Raw genomic sequence first — 16,809 nt, forward strand, 5'->3', positions numbered from 1 at the left:
GGGTCAGGGCAGCAGGTAGCCCTTGATCCCGGTGAAGATGATCTGCGCCGCCAGGGCACAGACGAACAGCCCCATCAGGCGGCTGACGATCTGCAGGCCCTGGTCGCCGAGCAGTCGCTCGATACGGTGCGAAAGGTACAGCACCAGGCCGACGGTGAAGCTGGCCAGGGCGATGCTGACGATGGCCAGCAGCTTGTCGTCCCAGTGCGGCTGGCCTACCCCCATCACCAGCAGCGCACCGATGGTGCCCGGGCCGACCGTCAACGGAATGGTCAGCGGCACGATGGTCACGTCCTGCTGCACGTTGTCGGTCTGCACCGCCGACTTGCCCTGGGCCATGCCCAGCGCCGAGATGAACAGCACCGAGCCCGCGCCGATGCGAAAGGCGTCGGCGGTGATGCCGAACACGCCGAAGATCACCCGCCCGAACAGATAGAGCAGCACGCTGGCCACCAGCGTGGCGATCGCCACGCGCCAGGCCAGTTGCTTGCGTTCCTTGCTGGAGTGGCCGCGGGTCAGGCCGATGAAGCACGACAGCACGAAGAACGGGCTGTAGAGCACGAGCATTTTCAGGTAGACGCTGAACAACTCATGGAGCATGGGGGCAGGTCCGCGGCGGTGAGATGCCACTGTATAGCACGGATCCTGTAGGAGATCGCTCAGCTCTTCGGGCTACGCTGTCGTGCAGGGAACCGTCCTCTGTGGGAGCGGCCTTGCGTCGCGAAAGGGGCGCGCAGCGGCCCCAGGTTCTAAGCCACCCTCGAAATTGCCGGGGCTGCTACGCAGCCCTTTCGCGACGCAAGGCCGCTCCCACAGGGGCTAGCTAAATCAATGAGTTACGGTTTGTTCCATGAGAGCGCTTCAATCGAGAGGGGCGGTGACCACCTGCCGCTGCCCCGCCCAGAACTGGATCAGCTCGCGCAACTGCGACAGCTCCACCGGCTTGGCCATGTGCCCATCCATGCCAGCCAGGCGCGCGCGCTCCTTGTGCTCGTTGAGAATGTGCGCGGTCAGTGCCACCACCGGGGTGCGCGGACGCTGGTTGGCGGACTCCCAGGCGCGCAGTTGCTGGGTGGCGGAGAACCCGTCGAGCACCGGCATCTCGCAGTCCATCAGCACCAGGTCGTAGTGCTTGGTCTTCATCGCCTGCAGGGCTTCTTCGCCGTTGCTGGCAGTATCCGGCTCGAGGTTGAGCTTGCCGAGCATGCCGCGGATGACCTTGGTCGAAATGCTGTTGTCCTCGGCCACCAGGATGCGGAAATCGCCGGGCAGGTCCAACGCTACCGGGGTACCGACCGGCAGCGGCGGCGCGGCCAGCTCGCGACCGCGCAGGGCAAGTTCCTCGGCGAGGGTGGTCTTGAGCGTGTAGCCGGCCACCGGCTTGGCGAGGATGCGCTTGACCCCGGCGTTGCGGGCAATGATCTTGCTCGGCGCATTGCTGATGCCGGTGAGCATCACCACCAGGATGTCGTGGTTCAGGCTCGGATCTTCCTTGATCTTGGCCGCCAGCTGCATGCCGGTCATGCCGGGCATGTTCTGGTCCAGCAGCACTGCGTCAAAGTAGTCGCGCAGGTGCGCCTTGGTGCGCAGCAGCGCCAGCGCTTCCTTGCCCGACGGCACTGCGCTGACGTTCATGCCCCAGGCGCTGCATTGCTGCACCAGGACCTTGCGGCAGGTGTCGTTGTCGTCGACCACCAGCACCCGCGCATCGCGCAAAGGGCCGTCGAGGTCGGTGGCCGGCTGCTCCAGGCGCTGCGGATCCAGCGGCAGGGTCAGCCACAGGGTGTTGCCCATGCTGGTGCTGGTCTTGATGCCGAACTCGCCCTGCATCAGGCCGATCAGCTGTTTGGCGATCACCAGGCCCAGGTGGCCGCCGAGCTTGTTGCTGGAGAGGAAGTGGCGGCTGTGCAGTTCGGCCTGCAGCAAGGCGTCGCGCTCGGCGGGCGGCATGGGCTCGCCGCTGTCCTGCACGGCGATGCGCAGGCGCGGGCTGTCGCCGCGCTGGTCGAGGGCCACCACCAGCAGGATCTCGCCCTGGGTGGTGTTCTTCAGGGCGTTGTCCAGCAGGCTCGACAGGGCCTGGCGCAGGCGTGTCGGGTCGCCGCTTACCACCCTGGGCACCTGGGGCTGGGTGAAGCTGATCAGCTCGATGTTCTGCTGCTCGGCCTTGGCCCGGAAGATGTTCAGGCAGTCCTCGATCAGGGCGTTGAGGTCGAACTGCACATCGTCCAGCTCGATCTGGCGCGACTCGAGCTTGGAGATGTCGAGGATCTCGTTGATCAGGGTGAGCAGTTCGTTGCCGGCGCTGTGGATGGTCTGCACGTAATCGCGCTGCTTGACCGACAGCGGCGTGCCCAGCAGCAGCTCGGTCATGCCCAGCACGCCGTTCATGGGGGTGCGGATCTCGTGGCTGATCTTGGCCAGGAACTCGGCCTTGGCGTTGATTTCGGCGTCGCTCGCGGCCAGGGCGCGGCTGGCGCGGAAGCGCTCCTCGCTGATCCGGCGCAGGCGCTCGCTGACCGCGAGGTTGAGCAGCAAGCCGCTGACCACGGTCAGCGCCATGAGGATGCACAGCAGCCAGGGCGTGGGGGTACGGGTCAGGCCCAGCAGGGCCGGGAGCAGCACCAGGCCGCCGAGGTTGAACACCAGCATCGCCACGGTGAACAGTCGCGCCGGGCCGTAGCCCTTGTACCAGTGATAGCTGCTGACCAGCAGCATGCTCACGCTGCCCAGGGCGAGCAGGGCGTAGGTCATCAGGTTCAGCGGCAGTGTGTCGACGAACAGCAGCACCAGGCCGCTGACCGCGGCCACCACCATTTCCATCTGCAGCAGGCGGTTGAGCCGCGCCGAACTGCAGGGGGAGAAGAAATGCAAGGTGAAGTACAGCCCGGCCAGGCCTGCCAGCACCAGGGTCAGGTAGGCCGCCGGGGTCTGCGCGCTGTGCCACAGCTGCCACCAGGGGCCGCTGAGATTGAGCAGGATCAGCGCGCTGAGCAGCATCAGGCCGTGGTACAGCGCCAGGACCAGCGTGGTGCTGGAGCGTGAATAGGCGAAGCGGATCAGGTTGTGCAGGATCAGCATCACCAGCCCGCCGAACAGCAGACCGAACAGCAGCGACTGGCGCTGGTCGGCGGCGGCGTGGGCGGTGGACTCGACGCTGATAGCCGGGCGCAGCTGGTGTTCGGAGACCAGCCGCAGGTAGATGTCCAGTGGCTGGCTGCTGTGCGGCAGCGGCAGCACATGGTCCCGGCCGCGCTGGGTCGGGCTCAGGCCATCGCCCTGGCGGCCATTGTGCAGCTGGCGCAGCAGCTTGCCGCCTTCGAGGGCGTAGAGGTCCAGGCGCGACAGGTCGGGGGCGAAGATGCGGACCAGTTGCTCCTGGTCGTGCGGTTCCAGGCGGTAGTGCAGCCAGAGCGCCTGGTCGGGGAGGGCGGCATCCAGTTCGTCGAGGGCCAGGGGGCTGAACTGGTTGCGGTAACGTTCGGAGCGTACATCGGACAATTGCAGGTTGGCCTGTTCATCGAGCAGCGCCGACCAGCCTGCGGCCTGTTCGGCGTGTGCCGGGAGCAGGCAGAGCAGGGTCAGCAGGCTGACGATCAGGGCTATGGCAATCCGAAGCCGACGCACGACGAAATCCCTTCTTAGCTAATGTGCCGGATAACAACTATGCGCGGCGCGCCAAGGCGAAGGCAAGGCCCCGGCAGGGCCTTGACGACGAGCCGAAGGCCGCGCGCGCGGAGCGCCACAGCCGTTCGGTACCCTTTTACTGCTGGTGCTCACCGCGCTCGCGGGCGATGGCCCGGTAGCCGATGTCGGTGCGGTAGAAGCTGGCGTCCCACTTGACCTGCTCGGCCAGGCGGTAAGCCTGCTGCTGGGCGGCCTCGACGGTGTCACCCATGGCGGTGGCGCAGAGCACGCGACCACCGGCGCTGACCACCTGGCCGTCCTTCAGCGCAGTACCGGCGTGGAACACCTTGCCTTCAAGCTTGGCGGCGGCATCCAGGCCGCTGATCGCGGCGCCCTTGGCATAGTCGCCCGGGTAACCGCCGGCAGCCAGCACCACGCCCAGGCTCGGGCGCGGGTCCCACTGGGCCTCAACCTTGTCCAGGGCCTTGGCGAAGGCGGCCTCGATCAGCAGCACCAGGCTCGACTCCAGGCGCAGCATGACTGGCTGGGTCTCCGGGTCGCCGAAGCGGCAGTTGAACTCGATGACCTTGGGGTTGCCCGCCTTGTCGATCATCAGGCCGGCGTAGAGGAAGCCGGTGTAGACATTGCCTTCCTCGGCCATGCCGCGCACGGTCGGCCAGATCACCTGGTCCATCACGCGCTGGTGCACGTCGGCGGTGACCACCGGGGCAGGGGAGTAGGCGCCCATGCCGCCGGTGTTCGGGCCGGTGTCCTTGTCGCCGACGCGCTTGTGGTCCTGGCTGGTGGCCATGGGCAGCACGTTGTGGCCGTCGACCATGACGATGAAGCTGGCTTCCTCGCCGTCGAGGAACTCTTCGATCACCACCCGCGAGCCGGCTTCACCGAAGGCATTGCCGGCGAGCATGTCGCGCACGGCGTCTTCAGCTTCCTGCAGGGTCATGGCGACGATCACGCCCTTGCCGGCGGCCAGGCCATCGGCCTTGATTACGATCGGCGCGCCTTTCTCACGCAGGTAGGCCAGGGCCGGCTCGATCTCGGTGAAGTTCTGGTAGTCGGCGGTCGGGATCTTGTGACGGGCCAGGAAGTCCTTGGTGAAGGCCTTGGAGCCTTCCAGCTGGGCCGCGCCCTTGGTCGGACCGAAGCAGTCCAGGCCGCGGCTGCGGAACAGGTCGACCACGCCGATGACCAGCGGCGCTTCCGGGCCGACGATGGTCAGGTCGACGTTCTTCTCGGCGAAATCGGCCAGTTGCTCCAGGGCGGTGACGTCAATGGCGACGTTTTCGCACTTGGCTTCGGTGGCGGTGCCAGCGTTGCCCGGGGCAACGAAGACTTTCTCGACGCGTGGGTCCTGGGCGACTTTCCAGGCCAGGGCGTGTTCACGACCGCCGCTGCCGATGATCAAAACTTTCATGTCAAAACCTCGAATTCTTTCGGACGGGAGGCAAAGCCTCACACTGTACGAGGTCGCAATGGAGCAGGTAGATGCAAGGCGGGGACGGTTCCGATGAGCGCAGTTGCCTTATGGCAATGAGCATCAGCGGAACCGGCCCCAACGCAGCAGATGCCTGCTTCAGTGCGGCCGATTGCCATAATCAGTGGCGGAAGTGGCGCATGCCGGTGAATACCATGGCGATACCGGCTTCATCAGCGGCAGCTATCACCTCGGCATCACGCATCGAGCCACCCGGCTGGATCACGGCGCTGATACCCACTTTAGCCGCATTGTCGATGCCGTCGCGGAACGGGAAGAACGCATCCGAGGCCATCACCGCGCCCTGCACCTGCAGGCCGGCGTGCTCGGCCTTGATCGCGGCGATGCGCGCGGAGTTGACGCGGCTCATCTGGCCGGCGCCGACGCCGATGGTCTGGCGGTTCTTGGCGTAGACAATGGCGTTGGACTTGACGAACTTGGCCACTTTCCAGGCGAACACCAGGTCGTGCACTTCCTGCTCGGTCGGCGCGCGCTTGGTGACGATCTTCAGGTCGTCGGCGCTGATCATGCCGATATCGCGGCTCTGTACCAGCAGGCCACCGTTGACGCGCTTGAAGTCCCAACCGGCGGCACGCTCGGCTGGCCACTCGCCGCACTCCAGCAAGCGTACGTTCTGCTTGGCGGCCACGACTTCGCGGGCGGCCTGGGAGATTTTCGGGGCGATGATCACTTCGACGAACTGACGCTCGACGATGGCTTTGGCGGTTTCGCCATCCAGTTCGCGGTTGAAGGCGATGATGCCGCCGAAGGCCGATTCGGTGTCGGTGGCGTAGGCCAGGTCGTAGGCCTTGCGGATGCCGCCTTCGTCTTCAGGCACCACGGCCACGCCGCAAGGGTTGGCGTGCTTGACGATGACGCAGGCCGGCTTGACGAAGCTCTTCACGCACTCCAGCGCGGCGTCGGTGTCGGCCACGTTGTTGAACGACAGCTCCTTGCCTTGCAGCTGGATGGCGGTGGAGATGCTGGCCTCGCCCTTCTTGGCCTCGACGTAGAACGCCGCGCTCTGGTGCGGGTTCTCGCCGTAGCGCATTTCCTGGGCCTTGACGAACTGGCTGTTGAAGGTGCGCGGGAACTCGCTGCGGTCTTCGGTCGACAGGGTTTGCTTGGCCTGGTCGATGGTGCCCATGTAGTTGGCGATCATGCCGTCGTAGGCGGCGGTGTGCTCGAAGGCCTTGAGCATCAGGTCGAAGCGCTGGGCGTAGGTCAGGCCACCGGCCTTGAGGCCCTCGACGATGCCGGCGTAGTCGCTGGCGTTGACCACGATGGCGACGTCCTTGTGGTTCTTCGCCGCCGAACGGACCATGGTCGGGCCGCCGATATCGATATTCTCGATGGCGGTCGGCAGGTCGCAGCCCGGCTTGCTGATGGTGGCTTCGAACGGGTACAGGTTGACCGCGACCAGGTCGATCGGCTTGATGCCGTGCTCGTTCATGATGGCGTCGTCGGTGCCGCGACGGCCGAGGATGCCGCCGTGGATCTTCGGATGCAGGGTCTTGACCCGGCCGTCCATCATTTCGGCGAAGCCGGTGTAGTCGGCCACTTCCACCGCGTTCACGCCATTGTCCTTGAGCAGCTTGTAGGTGCCGCCGGTGGACAGGATCTCGACACCGAGCTGCTGCAGCTCACGGGCGAATTCGAGGATACCGGTCTTGTCGGAGACGCTGATCAGGGCGCGGCGGATCGGCAGGCGGGTAGTCTGGTCGGTCATTTCAGATTCCATAACGCGGTGGAGTCAGCAAAAAAGGCGCCTTTTTGCATGAGCGCCTTTTCTGGTTGGGGTTCTGGCCTTACAACAGATCGTACTGCTTGAGCTTCTTGCGCAGCGTGCCTCGGTTGAGTCCGAGCATCTCGCTGGCCTTGGTCTGGTTGCCCTTGACGTAGTTCATCACGCATTCGAGCAAGGGCGCCTCGACTTCCGAGAGCACCAGGTTGTACACGTCCGTGACGGTAGCGCCTTCCAGGTGGGCGAAGTAGTTGTGCAGCGCCTTCTCGACGCTGTCGCGCAGGGTCTGGCCCTCCTCGCTCGGCGTGTTCAGGTGCTGCTTGAGGTTGGCGTTGTCGCTCACGGGCGTTGTTCCACTCACTAATGTCTCGGTCATCATCGTCATGCGGCCACCCCTTGATCGTCCTCTGTCCCAAGGCTCTGTCGACGTTCGGCGAAAAACGCCTGAACGTTGGCGCACTGCGCTTGTGTGTCTTCCAAAGCGTTGAACCGGCTGCGGAACTCCTTGCCGCCGGGTCGGGTCGCCAGGTACCAGCCCACGTGCTTGCGGGCGATACGCACGCCCATCACATCGCCGTAGAAGGCGTGCAGCGCAGCCAGGTGCTCCAGCAGAATGCGTTCCACTTCGTCCAGCGCCGGTGCGGGCAGGTGCTCGCCCGTGCGCAGGTAATGCTCGATCTCGCGGAAAATCCACGGCCGCCCCTGGGCGGCACGGCCGATCAGCAGGCCGTCGGCACCGGTGGCGTGCAGCACCGCCCGGGCCTTTTCCGGCGAGGTGATGTCGCCGTTGGCGAAAACCGGGATCGACACCGCCTGCTTGATCTCGGCGATGGTGTCGTACTCGGCGTCACCGGTGTACAGGTCGGCGCGTGTGCGGCCATGCACCGCCAGCGCCTGGATGCCGGCCTGTTCGGCGATCTTCGCCACATTCAGGCCGTTCTTGTTCGCCCGGTCCCAGCCGGTGCGAATCTTCAGCGTCACCGGGATGTCCACGGCGCCGACAACGGCGTGGAGGATCTCGGTGACCAAGGCTTCATCTCTCAATAAAGCAGAGCCTGCGGCCTTGTTGCAGACTTTTTTCGCCGGGCAGCCCATGTTGATGTCGATGATCTGGGCGCCGGCCTCGACGTTGGCCCGGGCCGCCTCGGCCATCATCTGCGCGTCGCCGCCGGCTATCTGCACCGAGCGCGGCTCGGGATCGCCTTCGTGGATGCGACGCAGGCTCGACTTGCGGCTGTTCCACAGGCGCATGTCGCTGGAGACCATCTCCGAGACCACCATGCCCGCCCCGAGGCGTTTGCACAGGGTGCGAAAAGGCTGGTCGGTGACGCCGGCCATGGGGGCCAGGATCAGGTTGTTCTGCAGTGTGTAAGGGCCGATGCGTACCGCCGACATAGGTGTTCCCTGTTGTGGGGCCGAATCATTGGAGTTCGAAAAAGGGATGGCATGATACCCGCTCTCGATGACCGGATAAAGATGAATCTGGATAAAATCTGAACAGTTGCGGCGTTATGACCGATGCCGCGAGTCTCGGAAATTCAACCGTTCAGTTGAACCTGGAGCCGCTTTGCGGTCCGTTCGCGACACCGGCAAGCCCGTAGGGCGGGCTTGCCGCTGGTCGTTTATTCCGGCGAGCGGAAGCTCAGGCTGTAGTTCACCGCCTTCGGCCCCGGGTCGAGGATGTCCAGGGCGATGTGGATCGGTGTCTGGCTGGGCATCTCGCCGCGACCGGCCAGCTCACCCGACAGGTATTCGCTGGGCTTGAAGCGCCGGCTGGCGATCAACTGGCCGTTGAGGTCGGCGAAGCGCAGCTCCAGCAAGGGGAAGGGTTGGGCGAAGGGCGCACGGTTGTAGATGATCGCGTCGACGATCAGCGCGCCCTTGAAGTCCGGGTGGCTGCGCACCACCAGGTTGCTGCTCTTGATACGCGAGATATCCACGCGGGTCGGCACTTGGCAGCCGAACATCGGGCACAGTTGCTGAAACCACGGGCGGTACTGGTCCTGGCGGGCCATTTCGTCGAAGTGGAACCAGACGTACTGGAATGCCAGCAGGGCGGCGGCCAGCAGGGTCAGGAAGCTCCATAGCAGGCGCTTGCCCCAGTTCGGCGCGGGCTTTTCCCAATCCAGCTGCAACGGGTCGTCGACCACGTCGACCAGCGGCTCCTTGCGCGTGCGCTCGGGCTTGATCGCCAGGCTGGGCTCCAGGCGTTGCCCGGATTGTTCGTCGGGTTCCTCGTCGCGGACCGAGAGCGGTTCGCTGCGGACCTCGTCGTCCAGCGCCGACAGGCCCTTTTCCGGAACTGGCTCGTCGTTGGCGGACAACCGTTCCAGTGGCTCGTCGAGGTCGTCGGCCGGTGGCTGGTGGCGCGTCGGCGGTTCGTCGTCCAGGTCGAGGTCGGCGTTGCCGAGGGTCGGTTCGGTGCGTTCGTCGGCCGCGGGCTCCAGGTCGAGCGGCTCCTGCTCGACCAGTACCGGCGCTTCCTCGCGCACCTGTGTGGGCGCCAGGTCATCATCGGTGGCCGTGCCAAACAGTTCGTCGCCGTGTCCATCGCCGACCTGCTCGTCGCGACGGGCCTGCAGCAGGCCCTTCGTCGCGCCGCGCCGGTCACCCGGGCTGCGCCGCTCGAGGCGCGCCAGTTCCTGGTCGAGGTCGAGGGCGTCCAGTTCTTCGGCCGTGACGCTCCAGTTGTCTTCGTCCGGTGCCGGGGTTTCGGCCACCGGCTCGGCTGCCGGGGCCACGGGTGCGACCGGCTGCGCCACGGCGGGCGGTGCCTCGATGCTGCCTTCACCAGTGGCGGCGCGGTTCTGCTCCAGCAACTGTTTCGCCGCGTTGAACACCTGCAGGCAATGGCCGCAACGCACCACGCCGCGAGCCACGCTCAGCTGGTGATGGGTGACGCGAAAGCTGGTCTGGCAATGCGGGCACTGGGTGACGAAACTGTCGGTCATGCGGATGTCCGAGGGGCTGTGCAGGAGATGAGTCTAGGCGCGCTTAGCGGCGGTGACCACTGATACGTACCCAGCCGTCGCGCACGACGATCGGGTCCAGGTCGAAGTCGGCGGCATAGGCGGCGGCTACTTCCTCGCCTTGTTCGGCAAGGATGCCCGACAGCGCCAGCAGGCCACCGGGGCGCACCAGGCCGGACAGTTGCGGCGCCAGCGAGACCAGCGGGCCGGCCAGGATATTGGCCACCAGCACGTCGGCCTGCATGGCCGGCATCTGCTCGGGCAGGTACAGGTCAAAGGTGTCGTCGGCAATGCCGTTACGCTGGGCGTTGTCACGGGAGGCCTCGATAGCCTGCACGTCGATGTCGGTGCCGACCGCGTGGCGGGCACCGAGCAGCAGCGCGGCGATGGCCAGGATGCCCGAGCCGCAGCCGAAGTCCAGCACCTGGGTGCCTTGCAACTGTTGGCCGTCGAGCCATTCCAGGCACAGCGCGGTGGTCGGGTGGGTACCGGTGCCGAAGGCCAGGCCCGGGTCGAGCAGCAGGTTGACCGCGTCTTTTTCCGGCGCTTCGTGCCAGCTCGGCACGATCCACAGGCGCTGGCCGAAGCGCATGGGCTGGAAGTTGTCCATCCAGCTGCGTTCCCAGTCCTGGTCCTCGATCACCTCAGCGTGGTGCTCGGGCAGCTCGGCGCCGGTCAGCAGGCGCAGGTGGGCGAACACCTGCTCGGGTTCGGCATCGGCCTCGAACAGCGCCAGCAGGTGCGTGTGCGACCACAGCGGGGTGGTATTGAGGTCTGGTTCGAAGATCGGCTGGTCTTCGGCGTCCATGAAAGTCACCGAGACGGCACCCACTTCGAGCAGGGCGTCTTCGTAGGTTTCGGCTTGTTCCGGGCTGATGGCCAGGCGTACTTGCAGCCAGGGCATGGCGGGCACCTTTGGTAAATCGACAGGGGCAGCCCGAGGCTGCGCGAAAAGGCCGCCAGTTTACTTGAGTGCGCAGGGTTTGTGCAGGACGCAGTTGTGGTGCGCGGGGCTGGCCCGCTCCCACGGGAGAGAGCGGGACTGCCCTGGGCTCAGAGGCTGCGTGCGCGGGTGACCCGCTCGACCAGGTACACCAGGCCGTGATAGTCGATGCCGCTGTGGCTCGACAGGCCGATTTCGCAGGTACGGCTGGTGGAAATCCCTTCGCTGCAATACTGCACGGCGTCCTTGAGTGTGCGCAGGGAGTGGGCGTTGAGTTCCGGGGTGGTGAAGCCCTTGTCGCCGGCGAAGCCGCAGCAATGGATGCCCTCGGGGATCACCACCTGCTTGCTGCAGCGGCGCGCCAGGTCGATCAGCGCCTGGCTTTCACCCAGGTGCTGGGTGCTGCAGGTCACGTGCACCGCCACCGGCTCGTCCTGGGGGGTGAACTCCAGCCTGTCGACCAGGTGGGTGCGGATGAAGCGCACCGGGTCGTACAGGTCCAGCCGCGACTCGCCCAGGTCTTGCATCAGGCGCAGGGTGCAGGGGCTGGTGTCGCAGTAGATCGGGTCGAGGCCGCCGCGGCTGGCGTGCAGCAGGGCGTTGATCAGCTCCTGGCGCTTGTGCTCGGCCTGCTCGGGGTAGCCCTTGGAGGCGAACGGCTGGCCGCAGCACAGGCTGTCGGCGTTGTCCGGGAACACCACCTGGTAGCCGGCCTTTTCCAGCAGGGTGCGGGTCTTGTCCAGCAGCGAGCTCTGTTCGCGGTCAGCGTAGGCCGGGCCCATCACCCGCGACACGCAGGCGGCCAGGTAGACGACCCGTGGGCGGGCATCGTGGCTCGGCGCGGGGAAGTCGATGGCCCGCAGTGGCTGCGGCATGGCGGGCGTCCACTGCGGCAGGCGGCCTTTGCTGGCCTTGCTCAGGCTGGCGCTGAGGCGGCTCATGCGTGGGGCACCAAGCAGCTTGCGCGCGCCATTGGCGGCGGCAAGGGTGAAGCGGGCGCCGCGCAGGGTGGCGTGGAAATGCTCGGCCAGCCAGTCGGCGGCCTTGCCGTGTTCGGCCGCCTGGCCGCGCAGCTTCTTCACCAGCTCGCCGGTATTGATGCCCACCGGGCAGCGCTGGGCGCACAGGCCCGTGGCGGCGCAGGTGTCGATGCCCTGGTACTGATAGGTGCGCAGCAGTTCGCGGGTGTCGACGCCTGCGCGTTTCTTCGCCTGGATATCGCGCCACATGACGATGCGCTGGCGTGGGCTCAAGGTAAGCCCTTTCGACGGGCACACCGGCTCGCAGAACCCGCACTCGATGCACTTGTCGACGATCTCGTCGGCGGCCGGCAGCGGCTTGAGGTTCTTCAGGTGGATGTCCGGATCCTCACTCAGCACCACATCGGGGTTGAGGATGCCGTTGGGGTCGAGCAGGCGCTTGAGCTGCCACATCAACTGGTAGGCGTCCTTGCCCCATTCCAGCTCGACGAACGGCGCCATGTTGCGCCCGGTGCCGTGCTCGGCCTTGAGCGAGCCACCGAACTCCACCGCCACCAGTTGCGCCACGTCGTCCATGAACGCCTGGTAGCGCGCCACCTCCTCGGCACTGTTGAAGCCCTGGGTGAAGACGAAGTGCAGGTTGCCTTCCAGAGCGTGGCCGAAAATGATCGCCTCGTCATAACGGTGCTTGTCGAACAGCTGGATCAGGCGGTTGACGCCCTCGGCCAGTTGCTCGATGGGGAAGGTGACGTCCTCGATGATCACCGTGGTGCCGGTCTGGCGCACGGCGCCGACGGCGGGGAAGGTGTCCTTGCGGATCTTCCACAGCTGGTTGTACACCGCCGGGTCTTCGCTGAAGGCGACCTTCTGCTCCAGCGGGAACTCCGCGATGGCGGCCATCACCTGGTCGAGCTGTTCGTGCAGCAGGCTCCGGCTGGCGGCGCGGGACTCGATCAGCAAGGCGCAGGCGTTGCCGGACAGGCCTTTCACCCAGGCCGGCATGCCGGGCATATCTTGCACCGAACGCAGGCTACGGCGGTCGAGCAGCTCCACGGCGGACACCGGTTGCGGCTTGAGCAGGGTCACCGCCCGGCAGCAGCTTTCGACGCTTGGGAACACCAGCAGCGCGCTGGCCTTGTGCGGATGGTCGGGCACTGTGTCGTAGGTGACGGCGCTGATGAAGCCGAGGGTGCCTTCGGAGCCGACCAGCAGGTGCTGCAGGATGTCGAGCGGCTGGTCGTAGTCCACCAGCGCGTTGAGCGACAGGCCCGTGGTGTTCTTCAGTCGGTACTTGTGTCGGATGCGATCGGCCAGTGCGAGGTTGGCGCGGGTCTCGCGGCCAAGGCGCGCCAGTTCGTCCAGCAGGCCGGCGTGACTTTGCCCGAAAGCGGCGACGCTGGCCGGGTCTTCGCTGTCCAGACGGGTGCCGTCGGCCAGCACCAGGCGCAGGCCGGCAAGGGTGTGGTAGGTGTTCTGCGCGGTGCCGCAGCACATGCCGCTGGCGTTGTTGGCGACGATGCCGCCGATTTTGCAGGCATTGATCGAGGCCGGGTCCGGGCCGATCTTGCGCCCGAAGGGGGCGAGCCAGGCATTGGCTTGGGCGCCGATCACCCCGGGCTGCAGGCGGATCTGCGTGCCCTGGCCGCGAATCTCCCGGCCATTCCAGTTGTCGCCGAGCACGATCAGCACCGAGTCGCTGAGCGCCTGGCCCGACAGGCTGGTGCCGGCGGCGCGGAAGGTCACGGGGACCCGGTCACGCTGGGCCAGCTGGAGCAGCGCGACCACTTCGTCCTCGGATTCCACACGCACTACCAGCTTGGGAATCAGCCGGTAGAAACTGGCGTCGGTGCCGAAGGCCAGGGTCGAGGTCGGGTCGTCGAAGCGGCGTTCGGTGGGGATCAGGTGCTCGGCATCACGCAGGAACGCGGCGGGCAGGCTCATGCAGTCTCCTCGCGGGGCCGCGGCGTCTGGTGCGCGGCGTGCCCCGGGCAATCAGGCGGTGGCGGGCGCTCAGGCGCCCAGTTCGCGGACCAGCGAGTCGCGGGTGATCTCGCTGATGGACTTGGCACCGGTCAGCACCATGGCTACGCGCATCTCTTTCTCGAACAGCTCCAGCAGGTTCTTCACACCCGCTTCGCCATGGGTGGCCAGGGCATAAAGGAAGGCGCGGCCGATCAACACGGTGTCGGCGCCCAAGGCGACCATGCGCACTACGTCCAGGCCGCTGCGGATACCGGAGTCGGCGAGGATCTTGATATCGCCCTTCACCGCGTCGGCGATCGCCGGCAGGGCGCGGGCGCTGGACAGTACGCCGTCGAGCTGGCGGCCGCCGTGGTTGGAGACGACGATGCCATCGGCGCCGAACTTGACCGCGTCGCGGGCGTCGTCGGCGTCGAGGATGCCCTTGATGATCATCGGGCCGTCCCAGAATTCGCGGATCCACTCCAGGTCTTTCCAGGAGATGGACGGGTCGAAGTTGTTGCCCAGCCAGCCGATGTAGTCGGCCAAACCGGTCGGGTTGCCCCGGTATTTCGAGATGTTGCCCAGGTCATGGGGGCGGCCGAGCAAGCCGACATTTAGCGCCCATTGTGGGTGGGTCATGGCCTGCCACACGCGCCGCAGCGGCGCGTTCGGGCCGCTCATGCCGGAGTGGGCATCGCGGTAGCGGGCGCCGGGTACCGGCATGTCGACGGTGAACACCAGGGTCTTCACGCCGGCCGCTTTCGCGCGCTCCAGGGCGTTGCGCATGAAGCCGCGGTCTTTCAGGACATACAGCTGGAACCACATCGGCCGGTCGATGGCCGGGGCCACTTCCTCGATCGGGCACACCGACACCGTCGACATCGTGAACGGAATGCCATGGGCCGCCGCCGCGCGGGCCGCCTGCACTTCGCCGCGGCGGGCGTACATGCCGGTGAGGCCGACCGGGGCCAGGGCCACGGGCATGCTCAGGGTCTCGTCGAACAGCCGGGTCTCCAGGCTCAGGTCCGACATGTTCTTCAGCACGCGCTGACGCAGGGCGATGCTGGCCAGGTCCGAGACGTTGTGGCGCAGGGTGTGCTCGGCGTAGGCACCGCCGTCGGCGTAGTGGAAGAGGAAGGGGGGCAGCTTGCGTTGGGCCGCGGCGCGATAGTCGGTGGAGGCGGAAATGATCATGGATTCTCGCAGCGTGGGTTGAAGGAGATGCCGGGCGCTGACTGGCGCCCGGCCCCTTTCACTTTAGTGATGAACCAGCATGCCAGTGAGCCAGTAGGCCTGGACCAGGGTGATCAGGCCGACGATGGTGGCGAAGAACAGGCTGTGCTTGACGGTGAAGCGGAACAGGTCGGATTCCTTGCCGACCAGGCCGGTGGCGGCGCAGGCCACGGCGATCGACTGCGGCGAGATCATCTTGCCGGTCACGCCGCCGCTGGTGTTGGCCGCCACCAGCAGGGTGTCGCTGACCCCGATCTGGTGTGCGGTGGTGGCCTGCAGTGAGCTGAACAGGGCGTTGGACGAGGTGTCGGAACCGGTCAGGAACACGCCCAGCCAGCCCAGGAACGGCGAGAAGAACGGGAACGCGGCGCCCGTGCCGGCCAGCACCAGGGCCATGGTCGAGGACATGCCCGAGTAGTTGGTGACGAAGGCGAAGGCCAGCACCATGCCGATCGACAGGATAGGCCAGCGCAGTTCCCAGAAGGTCTCTTTAAAAGTGGTAAGACCAGTTTTGAGGTTGATTTTCAACACCCACATCGAGATCAGCGCCGAGAGGAAGATCGCCGTGCCGGTGGCGGAAATCGGGTCGAGCTTGAACACCGCCGGCATGGCAGTCGGCGCGGTAACGATAGGTGCGGTCTTGATCACCAGCTGGTCGAGGTGCGGGATGGCGAAGTTGAACACGAAGTTGTACATCGCCCCGCCCGGGGCGAAGGCTGCCTTGAACGGCTTCAGGGTCCAGATCGTGACTAACACGGTCAGGATCAGGAACGGCGACCAGGCTTTGAAGATCTCGCCGAAGCTGTACGGCGAAGGCTGGCTGCCACCCGATTGCACGACGGCGGCGCCGACGCTGCCCTTGGCTTCGGCGAACGAGCGCTTGGGCTGCCAGACCTTGAGGAACAGGGTCAGGGCGATCAGGCTGGCCAGGGCCGAGGTGATGTCCGGCAGCTCCGGGCCGATGAAGTTGGAGGTGAAGTATTGGGTGACGGCGAAGCTCAGGCCGGCCACCAGGGCGGCAGGCCAGGTCTCCTTCACGCCGCGCACGCCGTCCATCATGAACACCAGCCAGAACGGCACGAACAGCGACAGCAGCGGCAGCTGGCGGCCGGTCATGGCACCGATGTGGAAGGCGTCGATGCCGGTCACTTGCCCTGCGACGATGATCGGGATGCCCAGGGCGCCGAAGGCCACCGGCGCGGTGTTGGCGATCAGGCACAGGCCGGCGGCGTACAGCGGGTTGAAGCCCAGCCCCACCAGCAGCGCGGCGGTAATGGCCACCGGCGCGCCGAAACCGGCCGCGCCTTCGAGGAAGGCACCGAAGCAGAAGCCGATCAGCAGTACCTGCAGGCGCTGGTCGTCGGTGATCGACAGCACCGAGCTGCGGATCACTTCGAACTGGCCACTCTTGACCGTGAGTTTGTAGAGGAACACCGCGGCGACGATGATCCAGGCAATTGGCCACAGGCCGTAGAGGAAGCCATAACCCGCGGCGGCCAGGGCCATGTCGACAGGCATCTGGAAAGCGAAGATCGCCACCAGGATCGACAGCGCGAGGGTGATGCTGCCGGCGACGTGGCCCTTGAGGCGGAACACGGCGAGGGCGAGGAAGAAGAACACGATGGGGATGACCGCCGCCAGCGCGGACAGGCCGAGGCTACCAAGCGGGGTATAGAGTTGTTGCCAGGTTTGCATATGGGGTGGCCCCTAATTGTTGTTGGTCAAGGCACTGGCATTGGATAATTGGTAAGACCAATTTACAATGGCTGGACGCTAGGTTAAGAGCGCCGCGCAGGGTGTGTCAATTTGTCCTGTGGAAAACTTTGGTCTCAAGCCGATGAGCGGACATCTGTATGGCA

11 protein-coding genes are annotated in these 16,809 nt (G+C 65.9%); all 11 read right to left on the bottom strand.

What is annotated here, in order from left to right:
* Nucleotides 1-3: 3 nt before the first annotated feature.
* The 11 genes from DMX06_RS04595 to DMX06_RS04645 all read right to left on the bottom strand — a co-directional run bounded on the left by DMX06_RS04595 (nucleotide 4) and on the right by DMX06_RS04645 (nucleotide 16,645).
* Entirely contained in the window at nucleotides 4-600 is a 597-nt protein-coding gene (locus DMX06_RS04595) for a MarC family protein (protein ID WP_028691281.1), read from the bottom strand.
* 261 nt (nucleotides 601-861) lie between these two features.
* On the bottom strand, nucleotides 862-3,627 hold the full coding sequence (locus DMX06_RS04600; RefSeq protein WP_110735033.1) for a hybrid sensor histidine kinase/response regulator: 2,766 nt from the start codon (nucleotides 3,625-3,627) through the stop codon (nucleotides 862-864).
* Nucleotides 3,628-3,763: 136 nt separating this feature from the next.
* Entirely contained in the window at nucleotides 3,764-5,059 is a 1,296-nt protein-coding gene (gene purD, locus DMX06_RS04605) for a phosphoribosylamine--glycine ligase (protein WP_110735036.1), read from the bottom strand.
* A 181-nt stretch (nucleotides 5,060-5,240) separates the two neighbouring features.
* Nucleotides 5,241-6,848, bottom strand: a complete 1,608-nt coding sequence (gene purH, locus DMX06_RS04610; protein WP_110735038.1) for a bifunctional phosphoribosylaminoimidazolecarboxamide formyltransferase/IMP cyclohydrolase — start codon at nucleotides 6,846-6,848, stop codon at nucleotides 5,241-5,243.
* Nucleotides 6,849-6,927: 79 nt separating this feature from the next.
* Entirely contained in the window at nucleotides 6,928-7,248 is a 321-nt protein-coding gene (fis, locus tag DMX06_RS04615; protein ID WP_011535876.1) for a DNA-binding transcriptional regulator Fis, read from the bottom strand.
* A complete protein-coding gene (gene dusB / locus DMX06_RS04620; RefSeq protein WP_110735041.1) occupies nucleotides 7,245-8,258 on the bottom strand; it encodes a tRNA dihydrouridine synthase DusB in 1,014 nt (337 codons plus the stop codon). The genes fis and dusB overlap by 4 nt, the downstream gene beginning before the upstream one ends.
* Nucleotides 8,259-8,485: 227 nt before the next feature.
* Nucleotides 8,486-9,814 (bottom strand): DUF3426 domain-containing protein, encoded by a 1,329-nt coding sequence (locus tag DMX06_RS04625; RefSeq protein WP_110735043.1) that lies wholly within the window; start codon nucleotides 9,812-9,814, stop codon nucleotides 8,486-8,488.
* 43 nt (nucleotides 9,815-9,857) lie between these two features.
* The gene (gene prmA, locus DMX06_RS04630) at nucleotides 9,858-10,736 is read right to left on the bottom strand and encodes a 50S ribosomal protein L11 methyltransferase (RefSeq protein ID WP_110735045.1); all 879 of its coding nucleotides are present in this window, start codon (nucleotides 10,734-10,736) and stop codon (nucleotides 9,858-9,860) included.
* A 149-nt stretch (nucleotides 10,737-10,885) separates the two neighbouring features.
* A complete protein-coding gene (locus DMX06_RS04635; protein ID WP_110735048.1) occupies nucleotides 10,886-13,696 on the bottom strand; it encodes an FAD-binding and (Fe-S)-binding domain-containing protein in 2,811 nt (936 codons plus the stop codon).
* Between the two features lie 69 nt (nucleotides 13,697-13,765).
* Entirely contained in the window at nucleotides 13,766-14,911 is a 1,146-nt protein-coding gene (gene lldD, locus DMX06_RS04640; protein ID WP_110735050.1) for an FMN-dependent L-lactate dehydrogenase LldD, read from the bottom strand.
* Nucleotides 14,912-14,974: 63 nt separating this feature from the next.
* The gene (locus tag DMX06_RS04645; RefSeq protein ID WP_110735051.1) at nucleotides 14,975-16,645 is read right to left on the bottom strand and encodes a lactate permease LctP family transporter; all 1,671 of its coding nucleotides are present in this window, start codon (nucleotides 16,643-16,645) and stop codon (nucleotides 14,975-14,977) included.
* Between the last annotated feature and the right edge of the window lie 164 nt (nucleotides 16,646-16,809).

It is taken from the genome of Pseudomonas mosselii, from assembly GCF_003205295.1.
In the GTDB taxonomy this organism is placed as follows: Bacteria; Pseudomonadota; Gammaproteobacteria; order Pseudomonadales; family Pseudomonadaceae; genus Aquipseudomonas; species Aquipseudomonas mosselii_B.